General features: G+C 65.4%; 17 protein-coding genes and 1 pseudogene. 7 read left to right on the top strand and 11 right to left on the bottom strand.

Annotated elements, in window-relative coordinates:
• Positions 1-10: 10 nt before the first annotated feature.
• Both L1F06_RS04875 and L1F06_RS04870 read right to left on the bottom strand, forming a co-directional pair.
• Complete coding sequence (locus L1F06_RS04875) at positions 11-1,066, bottom strand: phage baseplate assembly protein (RefSeq protein WP_129483990.1); 1,056 nt, start codon at positions 1,064-1,066, stop codon at positions 11-13.
• Positions 1,059-1,748 carry a hypothetical protein gene (locus tag L1F06_RS04870; RefSeq protein ID WP_252576733.1) on the bottom strand — a complete coding sequence of 230 codons (690 nt, stop codon included), beginning with the start codon at positions 1,746-1,748 and terminating at the stop codon, positions 1,059-1,061. The genes L1F06_RS04875 and L1F06_RS04870 overlap by 8 nt, the downstream gene beginning before the upstream one ends.
• 126 nt (positions 1,749-1,874) lie before the next feature.
• Here L1F06_RS04870 and L1F06_RS04865 point away from each other — a divergent pair, with 126 nt between their 5' ends.
• Positions 1,875-2,141, top strand: a complete 267-nt coding sequence (locus L1F06_RS04865) for a hypothetical protein (protein ID WP_129483992.1) — start codon at positions 1,875-1,877, stop codon at positions 2,139-2,141.
• A gap of 2 nt (positions 2,142-2,143) precedes the next feature.
• On the opposite strand, the gene L1F06_RS04860 is transcribed toward L1F06_RS04865, so the two are convergent.
• Positions 2,144-2,332 (bottom strand): hypothetical protein, encoded by a 189-nt coding sequence (locus L1F06_RS04860; protein ID WP_129483994.1) that lies wholly within the window; start codon positions 2,330-2,332, stop codon positions 2,144-2,146.
• Positions 2,333-2,372: 40 nt separating this feature from the next.
• On the opposite strand from L1F06_RS04860, the gene L1F06_RS04855 reads away from it, so the two are divergent.
• Positions 2,373-2,825 (top strand): DNA circularization N-terminal domain-containing protein, encoded by a 453-nt coding sequence (locus tag L1F06_RS04855; protein ID WP_129483995.1) that lies wholly within the window; start codon positions 2,373-2,375, stop codon positions 2,823-2,825.
• Positions 2,826-3,209: 384 nt separating this feature from the next.
• Here L1F06_RS04855 and L1F06_RS04850 read toward each other — a convergent pair whose 3' ends face one another.
• Genes L1F06_RS04850 through L1F06_RS04840 form a run of 3 tightly spaced genes read right to left on the bottom strand, consistent with a single transcriptional unit; the run spans position 3,210 to position 4,889 of the window.
• Positions 3,210-4,106: a glycoside hydrolase family protein gene (locus tag L1F06_RS04850; protein WP_252576732.1), complete on the bottom strand. Its 897-nt coding sequence runs from the start codon at positions 4,104-4,106 to the stop codon at positions 3,210-3,212.
• Positions 4,099-4,548 carry a hypothetical protein gene (locus L1F06_RS04845; RefSeq protein WP_129483999.1) on the bottom strand — a complete coding sequence of 150 codons (450 nt, stop codon included), beginning with the start codon at positions 4,546-4,548 and terminating at the stop codon, positions 4,099-4,101. Before L1F06_RS04845 ends, L1F06_RS04850 begins: the two co-directional genes overlap by 8 nt.
• A 2-nt stretch (positions 4,549-4,550) precedes the next feature.
• Positions 4,551-4,889: a helix-turn-helix domain-containing protein gene (locus L1F06_RS04840; RefSeq protein ID WP_129484001.1), complete on the bottom strand. Its 339-nt coding sequence runs from the start codon at positions 4,887-4,889 to the stop codon at positions 4,551-4,553.
• Positions 4,890-5,070: 181 nt separating this feature from the next.
• Here L1F06_RS04840 and L1F06_RS04835 point away from each other — a divergent pair, with 181 nt between their 5' ends.
• On the top strand, positions 5,071-5,784 hold the full coding sequence (locus L1F06_RS04835; protein WP_252576731.1) for an XRE family transcriptional regulator: 714 nt from the start codon (positions 5,071-5,073) through the stop codon (positions 5,782-5,784).
• A 537-nt stretch (positions 5,785-6,321) separates the two neighbouring features.
• Here L1F06_RS04835 and L1F06_RS04830 read toward each other — a convergent pair.
• On the bottom strand, positions 6,322-7,149 hold the full coding sequence (locus tag L1F06_RS04830; protein ID WP_003243016.1) for a mechanosensitive ion channel family protein: 828 nt from the start codon (positions 7,147-7,149) through the stop codon (positions 6,322-6,324).
• A 103-nt stretch (positions 7,150-7,252) separates the two neighbouring features.
• Positions 7,253-7,732, bottom strand: coding sequence for a YajQ family cyclic di-GMP-binding protein (locus L1F06_RS04825; RefSeq protein ID WP_003243014.1), 480 nt, complete (start codon positions 7,730-7,732; stop codon positions 7,253-7,255).
• A 132-nt stretch (positions 7,733-7,864) separates the two neighbouring features.
• Here L1F06_RS04825 and L1F06_RS04820 point away from each other — a divergent pair.
• From L1F06_RS04820 to L1F06_RS04805, 4 genes and pseudogenes are all read left to right on the top strand, one after another.
• Positions 7,865-8,833: pseudogene (locus L1F06_RS04820) on the top strand (response regulator); the annotation flags it as partial.
• On the top strand, positions 8,830-9,741 hold the full coding sequence (locus tag L1F06_RS04815; RefSeq protein WP_129484003.1) for a putative 2-dehydropantoate 2-reductase: 912 nt from the start codon (positions 8,830-8,832) through the stop codon (positions 9,739-9,741). The pseudogene L1F06_RS04820 and the gene L1F06_RS04815, both read left to right, overlap by 4 nt.
• Before the next feature lie 106 nt (positions 9,742-9,847).
• Positions 9,848-11,863 (top strand): HAMP domain-containing sensor histidine kinase, encoded by a 2,016-nt coding sequence (locus L1F06_RS04810; protein WP_003243009.1) that lies wholly within the window; start codon positions 9,848-9,850, stop codon positions 11,861-11,863.
• A 3-nt stretch (positions 11,864-11,866) separates the two neighbouring features.
• A complete protein-coding gene (locus L1F06_RS04805) occupies positions 11,867-12,442 on the top strand; it encodes a cob(I)yrinic acid a,c-diamide adenosyltransferase (RefSeq protein WP_011921036.1) in 576 nt (191 codons plus the stop codon).
• A gap of 56 nt (positions 12,443-12,498) precedes the next feature.
• Here the strand turns inward: L1F06_RS04805 and L1F06_RS04800 are convergent, their stop codons facing one another.
• From L1F06_RS04800 to argJ, 3 genes are all read right to left on the bottom strand, one after another.
• Entirely contained in the window at positions 12,499-13,440 is a 942-nt protein-coding gene (locus tag L1F06_RS04800) for a Nudix family hydrolase (RefSeq protein WP_011921035.1), read from the bottom strand.
• Positions 13,437-14,069: a glutathione S-transferase family protein gene (locus tag L1F06_RS04795; protein WP_129484005.1), complete on the bottom strand. Its 633-nt coding sequence runs from the start codon at positions 14,067-14,069 to the stop codon at positions 13,437-13,439. Before L1F06_RS04795 ends, L1F06_RS04800 begins: the two co-directional genes overlap by 4 nt.
• Positions 14,070-14,197: 128 nt before the next feature.
• On the bottom strand, positions 14,198-15,415 hold the full coding sequence (gene argJ / locus L1F06_RS04790) for a bifunctional glutamate N-acetyltransferase/amino-acid acetyltransferase ArgJ (RefSeq protein ID WP_129484007.1): 1,218 nt from the start codon (positions 15,413-15,415) through the stop codon (positions 14,198-14,200).
• Positions 15,416-15,476: the final 61 nt, after the last annotated feature.

The following is a 15,476-nucleotide window of genomic DNA, read 5'->3' as shown; positions in this document are numbered from 1 at the left end:
CGCTGATCCATCACCACCCCCAGTCATTCGCCCCGCCGCCGGATGCTTCCGGCTCGGGGATCGGAACAGGCTCGAACGCTGCAGGCGGCACCACACGGATCTCGGCGCGGCGCCCATCATTGCCCTCGATCAGTTGCACGGCGCTGACCAGGAGCTGCTCGTCGAGGCCGAGGTATGCGTCCTTTACCGGCACCAGGTCGCCCGGCCGCCAGACGCCTTGCTCGTGCTTCCAGCCGTCCACCGTGTAGGTCACGCCACGCCCCTTGGCCCAGCGCATGCGCGCCTCCAGCTCGGCCCGTGCGGCGCAGTCCCGGCTGTCAGCAGGGGTATCGCAGACCACCAGGGTGCTGCGGGGGCGACGCACGCGCGGATCATGCGCACGGCCAAGCGGCGCCGATGCCTGCACGCCGCTCCATTCATCGCTGCCCGGCGTCTGGCCCTCGACGATGTACTGGTTGAAACGGTCGCGGTTGCTGAACACGCCAGAGGCACGGCGGATGTTCTGCCCCAGCACCAGGGCGGTACGGATCTCCCGCTGAACGGCGTGGACGATCAGCAGGCGCCCCTGGGAGTCACTGACTACCCGAGCGCCCCGGATCTGTGCTGCACGCTCGATGGCCTCGCCGATGGGCTGCCCGTCCTCGAGCACGAACGCCCGGAACGGCTTGGTCGCGCCCACGGTGTCCACGACCTCGATGCCGTAGGGCTGTGCCAAAGTCGCCGCAATCTGCTGCAGCGTGCGACCGTCCAGGCGCTGTTCGCGGCCGCTGCAATCGACCAGGTCGCCGGCCTTGCTGCGGCCGTTGGCGACGATGGTGTGGGTCTCCGCGTCATAGTCCGGCAGCACCTCGTCCAGGTAGCCGGTCAACACCAGCTCGTCGCCAATCGATACGGTGCAGGGCTCGTCAGGCGATACCGGGCGCACGTCGCCGGACTCGCTCCAGCGCTCGGTCAGGCTCAACTGGAACTCGTCGGCCATCTGCTCCAGGCTCAGGCGGATGCTCACCTCCTGCCAGCCGGTGTGCCGGTCGCTGCCAATCTGCAGAATCACCTGCTCATCACTCACTGAGTACCTCCAGAGCCATCCCGCCGCGCAGGGCGCCGGGGTGGCGGACGTTGTTGCGCACGCAGATCTCGTCGGCGCGGGTCGCATCGCCGTAAAGGCGGTGGGCGATCACCACGGCCGGCAGGGTGGCCTGCGGCGTGTATTGGGTCAGGTTCGGCATGGCCAGGGCGCGGGTGCGCAGATCCGTCGACAGCGCCGCGCGCAACGCGACCAGGGCGTTGTAAACGTCATCGCTGACCGGCTCATCCGTCTGCAGCGCGTGATCGATCAGGGCCAGGGCATCCTGGGCGGCTGCATCGGCGTCCTGGCGAGCCAGCCAGTCGGTCTCGGCCACTACGCGGGCTGCGGTCGTTGCGGCCAGGCGCCCATTCAACTGGTTGGCCGCCAAAATGTTGCCGGCCCGCTGGGTGCTCTCCGGGGTGCCGGCCAAGGGAACGGCTACCGAGTCGCCAGCGGTACCGGCCTCGCGCAGCATGCGTACTGCCCTGGCCGGGGTGCCGGCGGTGGTGCGCAGCCGGCCAGAACCGCCCAGGGACAGCACGCTGTTGCCGCTGTACAAGTCCAGGGCGTTGACCGGGCGCATGACCGCATTGCGGATGCGGTTGTAACCGCCCAGCACCAGGCCGACGATGTTCACCGGGAAGCGGATCACGCTGGTGATCTCCTCGGCGATATCGCCCACGAACTGATCGAGGCCGTCGACCACCGCAGCCAGGTCGCGCTCGATGGCACCCAGGGAGAAGCCCGTCAGCCCCTCGCCGAGCGCTTCGAGCAGCTTACAGGCTGGCTGAAACAGAAGGTCAGCGCCTTGACCGGCTGGCTGCCGGACTGGATGACGGGGGGCGGTCTGTCGCAGAGCCTTGCGGCTCCTGCCGGTGCAGCTGCGGCGCCGAAGCTTGGCCCGCCAGCATTCAGCAACCGCCCGGCGCCCCTGGTTGCTCCAGGGCGCCAGGACGTGGGCGGTGAATTGCGGATCAAGATCGATCAGGAAGGCCGCGCGCGCGTGGCGTCGATGAAAGCCAATGGCGGCCTGGACTACAGCGTGGAAAGCGGCCTGCTGGGGGTGGTGCAGTGATGCTACTCACTTTTCGCCGCTTGCTTGGCCTCTATGTCTTTGCTCGCTGCAGCGAAGATACCGCCAGCAAGCGCGGCACCGCCAAGAACGTAGAACCACACGCTGGCACCTTCAAAAAGCCATGCAAGCCCGCAGCCTGCAACAAGGCCTGCAATACCGGCAATAAGAGCCGCTCTCTCGATGGGTTTCATGCGTTGTCCTCCTTTGACATGAATGCCAGGAGCGTAGCACATGACCTGGCGTGATCGTATTGACCCGGAGCTGCGCGGCAGCTATCGGGGCGTGGAGTTCTATGTAGAGCGGGCCGACACCACTGCCGGCCGGCGCTGGCTGGTGCATGAGTACCCGCGCCGCGACGTGCCTTATGCCGAGGACATGGGGCGCCGGGCCAAGGAATGGCGCCTGGCGTTCTTCGTTGCCGGCGACGACTACGACCTGCAGCGCGACAAGCTGATCGAGGCCCTGGACGCACCTGGTGCCGCCACCCTTGTGCACCCTTATATGGGCACGATGTCGGCGGTGGCCACCGACGTGAGCTTCAGCGAGTCCACCCGCGAGGGTGGGGTCTGCGTGTTCGAGGTGACCTTTGCGCAGCAGCTCGGCCGGGATCTGCGGCGGCGGGCACAGCGGCTCGGGTACGGGCTCCGGTGGCTTCGTCCCACACGCGGACAAAGCCAGCAGTGAAGACGCAAGCAGGCAGCGGCTCAGGCTCGGCATCAAGCGCCTTGCGGTAGAGGTCATTGACACGGGCTATCTCCCCAGAGAGTCGGTCGGTGGTTTGACGGTGTTGGCGTTGTTGCTCGGCCAGGTCGGTCGCGAGCTTGTCGTTGCGGGCCTGTTCTTCCTGCAGGCGTTTGGCGGCGGCTTTGGCACTGGCTTCGGCAGCGCGGGCGCGGACCAGCTCCTGTTCCTGGTGCTCGCCGCGCAGCTTCTCCAGGGCGAGAGCGCCCTCGTCGCGTGCCTTGGCGTAGCCGTCTTTGTAGGCGGATCGCTCCAGGTGGTTGACCAGCAGACCCAGGGCGGCAATCAGCACCAGGGGCAGCCAGAGGCGCAGACTGGTAAGCCAGGTCATAGGCCGGCCTCACACAACTGTCGCTCAGCCGCTCGGCGGCGCTCCAGCCCCTTGAGCTTGCGGCCGCCAGCGCTCACCCAGTAGCTGAGTTGCGCGCATGCAGGCTCGATGCGACCGGCCTGCAGGTGCAGCAGCATGGTCGAATGCCGGCCATTCTTGAGCCAGACAAACCCGTCTTTGACGCCTGGCTTGCCGGGGCCGGTGTTGTAGATCAGGGACAGGAATGCCGCGATGCTCTTGGTGTCCATGGTGGCGATGACCTTGGCGGGCACCCAGCGCTCGAAGATGCTCGCGGCTTCCTGCAGCGCGAGCCGGGTTTTTTCGTCGCACTCGGCATCCGTCGCGATGTCGCCAAGGCGCACCCCATACGTCCAGCCCTCGCAAATGGTCGGGATGCCCACCGGGTCGAGGTAGGCCACCAGGTTGCGCCCTTCAAACAGGGCAACGACTGGCGTAGCAACAATGATGGCGGCGGCGATACGAGTCTTGAGCTGGCCGTCACGCGCCAGGCCAATCAGCGTCATGATGGCCCGCTGCTGGCTGACCACCTGGCTCATGCGCTCGATTTCACGCACGAATGCCAGGCGCGCCGTCATCACGCTACGTTGATCATCGGTAAGGCGTGACGCTGAAATGTCGTCACGCAACGCGATTTCATGCGCTTGGATGGGCGCGACTTCTGCCTGGGGTTCGGCATCATTGACCAGGCGCGCCAGCAGCGCGGCCTGCGTCTCGGCGGGCAGAACGGCGAGGCTATATTCCTGGCCACCGCCTCGTCCCAAACGTAGTTGTGCTTCCCAGCCTTCGCGCTTCGCGCGCAGGTTGACGCCTTGCACGGTGCTCGGCATTCCAGGCAAGCCGGCTAGTTCTCCAGCGGCGAACCACTTACGCATGGTCGCCACCAAGCCGCCGCTTGAGTTCACGGGCCTGACGTGCCGACTCATCGCGGGTTCGCTCCAGGCGCCCCAGTTCGGCCAGCAGAGCATCACGCCCGTAGGCCACCCGGCCACCGCGCAGGCTTACCAGCCAGTTGGTCAGCAGGTGACTGGCGCACACCTCTTCGAGCAGTGCCGCTCTATAGAAAGGAAGGTTGTGATCGGTGCGGGCTGGGCTGGCCCAGGCGTCGAGCATGTGCTTCGTCACGTCATCGCCGGACAAGCGCGACATGCAGGTGGCGATCTCGTAGCGATCAACGGCGGCGCCCTTGAGCATCTCGCCGACAATCTCGCTCACCTGTACCGAGTAATTGCCCTGACCAGGTATTGCCAGAACTGGCTGTGGGATCTCGAACAAATCGAAGGTGCGGTCGTCCCGCAACATTTTTCCGCGACTCATGTCTACTTATCCGTCCCTGTTTTACGGTGCCCAAGGTCATAAGCTGCGTTATGCTTTTGCATACGCGCGGACATAGCCTCCGGGCGCTTGGGGCGCTGACGATTGGGGTTGCCATTGGCATCCCAGCGTTCTGGCCACAGCGCCTGGACGGTAATGCCTAGTGCTTTAGCGATAACGCGCTCCATACGTGGGTAGGGCGTGCGCTTTACGTTCTTCAGGGCTGGCCCGGTGACGTGCTGCTCGCGCGCCAGTTTCGCCAGCGACGTGCCTTTGGCCCGTAGCTGGAACTTGATCCACTCCCAGCGCAGAGCTGGGTCAGATGGGATTTCCGCTGTGTTCATGTCGTGATCCAAAGACCGCCTGGCGGGGTGGTCATGTGGTGATGTTTAACGTGTCTTACGGCATAAACATAGCGCTATAGAACATGAAAGTAAACGCTTTCAGGTTAGGCAATTGGTTCTTTGGGGTTTGTTTTTACGCTCTAAAGAGTTAAATCCTTATAAATCAATAGGTTGCGCTAAGTTGAAACTTGAAACTGACGAAGCCATGCGGCTTTCAAGTTCGAATGCCGAAGCTGAAAGCGCAGATGCCTTCCTGCAACGCCTGCAAAGGCTGGTGCAGATAGCGGGTAGTGCTAACGCTTTAGCGAAGAGGTCGGGGATCTCCCAGAGCGGGATTCAGCGATATCTGAAGGGAGGTGAGCCCACCCGAAAAATGCTGATCACTCTGGCTGAGTGCACTGGCGTGAGCCTGGTATGGCTGATGACGGGCAAAGGGAATGAGGTTGAAAGGCAAGCACCCCAGGTCAAGGATGACGATGTGTATGCCTACGTCCCGCTGTATGACGCCCGCTGCAGTGCAGGCAGCGGCGCCTGGAATGAACGCAGCCGCGTTCTGGTGGAGCTGTCCTTCACGCGCTACAGCTTGCGCAAGAAGGGCCTGACGCCCTCTGACCTGGCCTGCCTGCGTGTAGACGGCGACTCGATGACCGGCCTGCTGGAAGATGGCGACACCGTAATGATCGACCTGAGCCGCAATGCGCTTGAGGGTGAGGGTGTCTATGTGGTGATGCTTGATGACCATCTCTATGCAAAGCGCCTGCAGCGCGACTTCGATGGCTCGGTGCGCGTGATCAGCCACAACAAGGAGTACCAACCGATCATCGTGCCCAGGGATCGCCTGGCCGAGCTGCATATCATCGGCCGCGTGGTATGGGCGGGGGGCTGGATGGTCTAAGGCTGCAATGCCAAAGCATTCGCGAAATCCGGCCACCACTCCAAAAAACGGCCCGTTTCTACTTCGCGCTGCTTTGGCACAAGCAGCCCGCCCACACCCCGCGTCATCCGGGCTCTTCCGGCTTTCCCCGGCATCTTCCGGCCACCCCCTCCCTGTGCCATACCTCTAACCCCCTCACATGTGCCTCTGCTCTGCTCCTACATCGCGACCTCACAGACGACGCCCAATTCCCCTTCAGGAGGCCGAGTGGAATCACTGTGGAAGGGGTTGAGCGACATGGATGTCGCGAGAGCCGCGATGGGCCAGGGATGGCCCTTCGCGGCGTGCCCCTGGAGCGGTGATGGAGCGAGGGAACCCCGGCGTAGCCGGGGCCGGATGTTGGGGTGCCCTTCTCTTTGGTTACTTTCTCTTGGGCAAGCAAGAGAAAGTGACTCGCCCGTGAGGGGCGAAACCAGTACACAAGATCGCCACGCTAATGATCTTGGCCCAGCGATAAATAGCGCTACGCGCAGAACACACCAACTTGCCAGTCCGGTGTCAATCGGCCTTGGCCAGATGCACCACCCGTTGCGGGAACGGAATGCCGATGCCGGCTTCGGTCAGGCGCTCCTTGGCCAGTTCGGTGAAGGCGAAGGTCACCGGCCAGAAATCCCCCGTCGCCACCCACACGCGCAGCGACAGATTCACCGCGCTGTCACCCAGGCCGGTGACGAACACCACCGGCGCCGGCTCGAGGTGCACGCGCGGATCCTGCGCGATCTCCAGCAGCACCTCACGGGCGCGCTTGATGTCGCTGGAATAATCGATGCCGATATTGATGTCGGCACGGCGCCGCGGCTCGCGCGAAAAATTGGTGATGTGGCCGTTGGACAGCGCGCCATTGGGCACGATCACCACCTTGTTGTCGGCGGTCTTGAGCGTGGTGTGGAAGATCTGGATGCTGTCGACGCTGCCGGACACGCCCTGCGCCTCGATCCAGTCACCGGCGCGGAACGGGCGAAACAGCATGATCAGCACGCCGCCGGCGAAGTTGGCCAGGCTGCCCTGCAGGGCCAGGCCGATGGCCAGACCCGCGGCACCGATCATGGCGATGAAGGAGGTGGTCTCCACGCCGATCATCGAGGCTACGCTGATCAGCAGCAGCACCCTCAGCACGATGCTCACCAGGCTGCCGATAAAGCTGCTCAGCGCCCGATCCACGCGCCGCGCCTCGAGCAGACGCCCGATGCTGGCGGTCAGCCGACCGATCAGCCACCAGCCGATCAGCAGGGTGATCACCGCCAGGGTCAGCTTGCCGCTGTACTCCAGCACCACGGGCAGCCAGGCCTCGGACATTTTCACCAGTTCGTCGACGTTCATCTCCATAGGGTGCTCCTGTTTCCCGTACATGAAACGAAACCGCCATGGCATGCCATGGCGGTCAGAATGCTATCAGACAGGGTCTGCGACGCTTGGGCGCCGCAAAGGTTCAATCGCGGAAGTTGTTGTACTGCAGCGGCATGCCGAACTCGTGACCACGCAGCAGAGCGATGGCTTCCTGCAGGTCGTCGCGCTTCTTGCCGGTGACGCGCACCTGCTCGCCCTGGATGGCGGCCTGCACCTTGAGCTTGGCATCCTTGATGTGGGCGACGATCTTCTTCGCCAGCTCCTTGTCGATGCCTTCGCGGAAGGTCACCTCCTGCTTCATCACCTTGCCGGAAGCATAGGGGTCCTTGGCCTCCATGCACTGGCAATCGATCTTGCGCTTGATCAGGCTGCTGCGCACGATGTCGAGCATCTGCTCGAGCATGAACTCGGCCTCGGCAGTCAGGGTAAGGGTCTTGTCCTTGCTCTCGATGCTGCACTTGCCGCGCAGATCGAAGCGGCGATCGAGCTCCTTGATGGCATTGTCGACCGCGTTGGTCAGTTCGTGTTTGTCCAGTTCCGACACCACGTCGAAAGAAGGCATGAGCGTGCTCCTGATGGACGGCGCGATCCTCTTCACGGAGTGAACGCGCCTGACTTGACGATAACTATGGCGGGCCCATTATAACCAGTCTGTAAAACGCCGTTTGGCGTCCTTCCTCCCTGCCTGCGAGCCTGCCCCATGCCAAACCCCCATCTCAGCATCCTGGTGGTGGACGACGCCAAGTTCTCCAGCGCCATGATCGGTCGCGCATTGAGCCAGGCCGGCTATCAGGACGTACGCTTCGCCAGCAGCGCCGCCGAGGCCCTGCAACTGCTCGAACAGCGCCCCGCCAGCGTGCTGCTGGCCGACTGGCTGATGCCGGAGATTGACGGCCTCGAGCTGACCGCCCGGGTGCGCCAGCTGGACGAAACCGCCGACCATTACACCTACGTCATTCTGCTCACCGGCAAGGAAGGCGAGAACGTGCTGGGCGAGGCCTTCGACCGCGGCGTCGACGATTTCATCAGCAAGGCAGCGATGAACGAGCAACTGGTGCCGCGCGTCTACGCCGCCGACCGCCTGTGCAACACCCTGCAGCGCCTGCTGCAGGAAAACCGCATGCTGACGCAGAACATCGCCAGCCTGGAGCGGCGCAATCTGGTCGACCCGCTCACAGGGCTGGGCAACCCGCGCTATCTGCGCCAGAAGCTCACCGACAGCCTGCGCCAGATCGAGTCGCGCGGCGGTGCGGTGTGCTACCTGCTGATCGGCCTGCAGGAGGCCGGCCAGCTGCGCAGCCAGTATGGCGACCGCTTCTACAACGAACTGCTGCATGGCGTGGCACGCCGTCTGCAACAGCTGGTGCGCCCGCTGGACGTGCTGACCCGGCTGGACGAAAACCACTTCGGCCTGATCACCCTGCTCGAAGACCTGCATGAATGCTCCCCGAGCAGCTTCAAGCGTCTGCATGAAGGCCTCAACCTGAAGGCCTTCAAGACCAGCGAGGGCTTCATCACCCTCAAGGCCGGCATCAGCCTGGTCGGCCTGGATGCCAAGGCCCTGCCCGCTACCCCCGAGCAACTGCTGCAGCACGCCGAGAACCTGCTGCCGGAGTCCTACGCCAGCGGTCGGGTCGCGGCCACGCGCCTGCCGCTGCCATGACCTGGCATGTACTGGGCGCCGGCAGCCTGGGCAGCCTGTGGGCCGCGCGGCTGGCGCGTGCCGGGCTGCCGGTCCGGCTGATCCTGCGCAACCGGGAGCGCCTGGCCGAATACCAGGCGGCCGGCGGCCTGACCCTGATCGAAGACGGCGCGCCCAGCCACTACGCCATTCCCGCCGAACTACCCCAGGCCGATGCGCCCATCCACCGCCTGCTGCTGGCCTGCAAGGCCTACGACGCGCAGGCCGCCGCAACGGAACTGGCGCCGCGCCTGGCCGAAGGCGCCGAGCTGCTGCTGTTGCAGAACGGCCTGGGCAGCCAGGATGGCGTCGCGCAGCGTCTGCCCGGGCAGCGCTGCCTGTTTCTCTCCAGTACCGAGGGCGCCTTTCGCCAGCCCGGCTTCGAGGTGGTGTTCGCCGGCCATGGTCACACCTGGCTGGGCGACCCGCTCGATCCGACGCCGCCGGCGTGGCTGGACGAGCTGCAGCGCGCCGGCATTCCCCATCAATGGACTCCGGACATCCTCGCGCGGCTGTGGCGCAAACTGGCGCTGAACTGTGCGATCAACCCGCTGACCGTGCTGCATGACTGCCGCAACGGCGGTCTGCGCGAGCATCCGGCCGAAGTCGCCACGCTGTGCGCCGAACTCGGCGAACTGTTGCAACGCTGCGGCCAGCCGGCAGCGGCCGATAACCTGCATGAAGAGGTGCAGCGGGTGATTGCAGCCACCGCCCTCAACTACTCCTCCATGCATCAGGATGTCGCCCAGAGGCGGCGCACCGAGATCGCCTACCTGCTCGGCTACGCCTGCGCCGCGGCGCAGCGTCACGACCTGCATCTGCCGCACCTGCAACACCTGCAGCAGCGCCTGCTCAGCCACCTCGCCGCGCGCGGTCTGCCGCTGGACTGACAACGCAGGCCGCCTACATGGCCACATCCGCCACACGCCTGGCGGCATGACAAGGGGCGACCGGCCGCGCTAACCTGCCGCCTTCATCCACCACAGCGATAGCCCCATGAGACTGCGTCAGCGCCTCGACAACCTGCCGGTCGGCCGCAAACTGCTCGCCGCGCTGCTGGTGCTGCTCGCCGCGGTGCTGCTGATCGCCAACCTGGCCTTTATCAGCGCGGCCTACTGGATCACCCAGGAGAGCATGGCGCCCCAGGCCCTGCACACCCTCGGCCGACTGATCGCCAGCCCCACCCTGAGCAAGGAGGCGCTGCACTCGCCGGCCTCGGCCGAAGCCCTGCTCAAGCGCCTGGACGATTACGCGCCGCTGCGTGCGGCGGTGATCTACGACAGCAACGGCGTCAGCCTGGCGCAGTTGCAGCGCGGCGAGAAACTGCAGCTACCGCAACAGCTGAGCCAGCTGCAGCACTGGCGCGAAACCGCCTTTCGCACCAATTTGCTGGTGGAGTTGCCACACCCCAGTGGCCGCCCCGGCGCCCTGCTGCTGGTGGCTTCCAGCGAGCTGCCTGGGGTGTTCTACACCGGCACGCTGAGCGCCAGCCTGGCGATTCTGGCCCTCAGCGTGCTGCTCTGGCTGCTGGTGGCCAGGCAGATCAAGCGCCTGGTGACCAAGCCGATCCGCCGCCTGGAGGAACTGTCGCGCCAGGTCACCCGCGAGGAGAACTATGCGCTGCGCGCCACCCGCGGCAACCAGGACGAGATCGGCAGCCTCGCCGATGCCTTCAACACCATGCTGATGCGCATCGAAGCGCGCGAACAGCAGCTCAAGCGCGCCCGCGACGACGCCCAGCAGGCCTTCGATCAGGCCCAGAGCCTGGCCGAGGAAACCCGCCATTCCAACCGCAAGCTGGAACTGGAAGTGCAGGTGCGCAGCAAGATCGAGAAGAAGCTCACCGGCTTTCAGAACTACCTCAACAGCATCATCGACTCCATGCCCTCGGCGCTGATCGCCCTCGACGAGCAGCTCTACGTCACCCAGTGGAATCAGGAGGCCAGCGCCCTGTCCGGTACCCGCCTGGACGAGGCGCTGAACCAACCGGTGTTTCTCGCCTTTCCGCCGCTCAAGCCCTTCCTGCCGCAGCTGCGGCGCACCGCCGAGCAGCATCGGGTGGAGAAGATCGAACGGGTTACCTGGCACAAGGACGAGGACCCGCGCCATTACGCCCTGACCTTCTACCCGCTGATGGGCGGCACCGGGCGTGGCGTGGTGATCCGCATCGACGACATCACCCAGCGCCTGGCCCTGGAAGAGATGATGGTGCAATCGGAAAAGATGCTTTCGGTCGGCGGGCTGGCCGCGGGCATGGCTCACGAGATCAACAACCCGCTGGGCGCCATCCTGCATAACGTGCAGAACATCCGCAGGCGCCTGTCGCCGGAACTGGAGAAGAACCGCGAGCAGGCCGAGCAGGCCGGCGTCAGCCTGGAGGCCATCGAGCAGTACATGCAGGCGCGCGAGGTGCCACGGCTGCTCGACGGCATCCAGCAGGCCGGCCAGCGTGCCGCCAAGATCGTCAGCCACATGCTCAGTTTCAGTCGCCGCAGCGATCGTCAGCTGTCGCCCTGCGACCTGCCCGCCCTGATCGACCAGGCGCTGGAGATCGCCGGCAACGACTTCGATCTGACCGACAGCTTCGACTTCAAGGCCCTGCAGATCGTCCGCGACTTCGACCCGCAGCTGGGCCCGGTAGCCGCCACCGCCAACGAACTGGAACAGGTGCTGCTCAACCTGCTGAAGAACGCCGCCCAGGCCATCCACCAGCGCGACGACGACGAACCCGGCCGCATCACCCTGCGCACCCGTCAGGTCGGCGGCTGGGCCGAGGTGCAGGTGGAGGACAACGGCATCGGCATGAGCGAGGCCGTGCGCAAGCGCATCTTCGAGCCCTTCTTCACCACCAAGGAAGTCGGCCAGGGCACCGGCCTGGGCCTGGCGGTGTCCTATTTCATCGTCACCAACAACCACAAGGGGCAGATGGAGGTGCACTCCACCCCGGGCCAGGGCACCTGTTTCACCCTGCGCCTGCCACTGGCCTCCACTGCCGACAACACAGGACTCTGAGTCATGGGCATGCGCCTCTCCAAGATCTATACCCGCACCGGCGACAAGGGCGAAACCGGCCTGGCCGACGGTCGTCGGGTCGGCAAGGACCATCCGCGCATCGAAGCCATCGGCGAACTGGACACGCTCAACAGCCAGCTCGGTCTGCTGCTCGCAGACCTGGAAGAAGCCGCCGCCACCTGGCCAGGCCTCCAGGAGATCGGTGAAGTGCTGAGCCCCTGTCAGCATCGCCTGTTCGACTTGGGCGGTGAACTGGCGATGCCCGAGTACCAGGCTTTGCAGCAGGGCGAAATCGAACGCCTGGAGGCCGCCATCGACCGCTGGAACGAGGAGGTCGGGCCTCTGGAAAACTTCATCATGCCGGGCGGCTCGCGCCTGATCGCGCAGGCCCACGTCTGCCGCAGCTTCGCCCGCAGCGCCGAGCGCCGCTGCCAGCACCTCAATGCCGTCGAACCCTTGCGCGCCGAAGGGCTTGCCTACGTCAACCGCCTCTCCGACCTGCTGTTCGTCGCCGCCCGCCTGATCGCCAGGCGCCAGGGCGTCAATGAGGTACTGTGGAAGGCTGCTGACAAGCCGTAGGGTGCGCCGCGCGCACCAGGAAACACCGCGATGGCTGCTCGCTGTGTACGGCGGCCCTACTGCGGCCAGAACGCGCGGATACCCGCCACGCCCTGAGCGCCGGTCTGCCAGGCGCGCTCGATATCGCCGGGACCAACGCCGCCCAGCAGATAGGCCGGCAGGTTGAAATGGGTCAGCATCTCGCTCGCAGCCTCCCAGCCCAGCGGCGGCGCCTCGGGATGCGTCGCCGTCGCCTGCAGCGGCGACAGCGTGGCGAAATCCACGCCCATCTGCGAAGCCAGCGCCAGCTCCTCGGCGCTGTGGCAGGACGCCGCCAGCCAGCGGTCTTCAGGGAAGGGGCGGCCGCCAGCGGCATACCTGCGCAGCTGCTCGGCGGTCAGGTGCCAGCCGGCGGCAGGAAAATCGCCCAGCCACTCCAACGGTCCCTTGAGCATCAGTTGCGCCTTGCCGGCGCACAGCCCCTGCACGTCCACCGCCAGGTCGCGATACTGCGCATCGAACATGTTCGGTGCGCGTAGCTGGATCAGCCGCACGCCCTGCGCCAGGGCGCTGCGGATGCCGGCCAGCAGCTCGCTCGGCTCCAGGCCATCGGGGGTGATCAGGTAGCGCTCCGGCAGACGCGCGGCGGCGACTATGGGCTTGTTGGCGGCGGGAAATTCATACTCCAGCAACTGCCGCTCACTGACCCAGGCCAGCGGCTGGCCTTCCGCGCCATGGGGCTCGCCACTGAAGGCCGACACTTCCCAGACGTCCAGCAGTACCTGTTTGTCCGGGTAATCATGGCGAATCTGGATCAGCGGGCGCGCCGCCTGTGGGCGAATGCCCAGTTCCTCTTCCAGCTCGCGATCGAGGGCGACGCGCACGGCCTCGCCCTCCTCCACCTTGCCGCCGGGAAACTCCCACAGACCGCCCTGGTGTTTGTCCTGAGGGCGCCTGGCAATCAGGATGCGTCCATCGACACCCCGAATCACCGCTGCTGCGACATGAACGCGCCTCACCCCTTTACCTCCTGCAATGCCGCCTGATACCAGCGTTGGAACGCCGGCCAGCGGTAGATGGTTTCGACATAGGCCGCTGCCGTTGTCGGCAGCACCACATGATAACTGCGCAGGCGCGCGGCCACCGGCGCGTAGAAAGCATCGGCGATGCTGGCCTGGCCGAACAGGTAGTTGCCCGAGCTGGCATAGCGCTCGCGGCAATCGGCCCAGATCGCGCAGATGCGATCAATATCGGCCTGCGCCGCATCCGGCAGCTCGGCCAGCGCCTTGTCCCGCGCCAGGTCCATGGGCAGATGGCTGCGCAGCGCCGTGAAGCCGCTGTGCATTTCCGCACAGACACTGCGCGCCAGCGCGCGAGCCTGGCGCTCCTGCGGCCACAACTGCGCCTCGGGATAACACTCGGCCAGGTACTCGGCAATCGCCAGGGAGTCCCACACCGCGCCCTGCTCGGTCAGCAGAACCGGCACCTTGCCGGTGGGCGAATGGCGCAGCAACTGCGCGCGGCTGTCCGGCTGATACAGGCGCACCAACACCTCTTCGCAGTCGGCGCCGGCCAGATCGACCACCAGCGCCGCGCGCAAAGACCAGGAGGAATAGTTCTTGTCGCCAATCACCAGTTGCAGTGCCATCTTGCGTGTCCTCGCCTAGGTTCCTGAAATGCCAGAAGTCGCTCGACGTTAAAAGTCCGCACCCCGAATAGCAAATTCCCGCGCGTCATGGGGCATGAGGCGCGGGAATAGTGCAAAGCCGAAGTTACTCAGGTGCGGTATTCGGCGTTGATCTTGACGTACTCGTGGGACAGGTCGGTGGTCCAGATGGTCTCGCTGCAGGTGCCACGGCCCAGCTCGATGCGGATGGTGATTTCCTCACGAGCCATCACCGCTGCACCCTGCTCTTCGGTGTAGGTGGCGGCACGGCAGCCCTTGCTGGCGATGCAGACCTCACCGAGGAACACGTCGATCTTGCTTACATCCAGTTGCGCTACGCCGGCATAGCCGACAGCAGCGAGGATGCGCCCCCAGTTGGGGTCGGAGGCGAACAGCGCGGTCTTGATCAGCGGCGAGTGGGCCACAGCGTAGGCCACGTCCAGACATTCCTGGTGGGTGCCGCCGCCATTGACCTGCACGGTGACGAACTTGGTCGCACCTTCGCCGTCACGGACGATGGCCTGGGCCACTTCCATGAACACCTCGAACACCGCCTGCTTGAGCTTGGTGAACAGCTCGCCGGAGGCCTCGCTGATCTCGGGCAGTGCGGCCTGGCCGGTGGCGATCAGCATGCAGCAGTCGTTGGTGGAGGTGTCGCCGTCGATGGTGATGCGGTTGAACGACTTGTTCGCCGCGTCGCGCACCAGATCCTGTAGCACGCCCTGGGCGACCTTGGCGTCGGTGGCGATGTAGCCGAGCATGGTGGCCATGTTCGGGCGGATCATGCCGGCGCCCTTGGAGATGCCGGTGACGGTGATGGTCACGCCATCGTGCTGGAACTGACGGCTGGCACCCTTGGGCAGGGTGTCGGTGGTCATGATGCCGGTGGCGGCCGCTTCCCAGTTGTCGGTCTTGAGATCGTCCAGTGCGGCCTGCAGCGCGGACTCGATCTTCTCCACCGGCAGCGGCTCGCCGATCACCCCGGTGGAGAACGGCAGCACGGCGCTTTCGGCCACGCCGGTCAGCTCGGCCAGGCGGGCGCAGGCGCGGCGCGCACGGGCCAGACCGTCGGCACCGGTGCCGGCGTTGGCATTGCCGGTATTGGTCAGCAGGTAGCGCACCTCGCCACCCAGGCGCTCGCGGGTGAGCAGCACCGGCGCGGCGCAGAAGGCGTTGGTGGTGGTCACCCCGGCGATACGCGAACCCTCGGTGCAGCGCATCACCACCACATCCTTGCGCCCCGGGCGCTTGATGCCGGCCGAGGCGATGCCCAGTTCGAAACCGGGTACCGGGTGCAGGGTAGACAGCGGACCAAGACCAACAGCCATAGAGAGCGCTCCTTCAAGTGTGCAGTGACCGCAGCGGCGGCCGGGTGAAATGGTAAAACGC

Origin of the sequence: Pseudomonas hydrolytica (genome assembly GCF_021495345.1) — a bacterium.
Taxonomy (GTDB): Bacteria; Pseudomonadota; Gammaproteobacteria; order Pseudomonadales; family Pseudomonadaceae; genus Aquipseudomonas; species Aquipseudomonas hydrolytica.
This window is presented reverse-complemented; position numbering and strand designations above follow the sequence as displayed.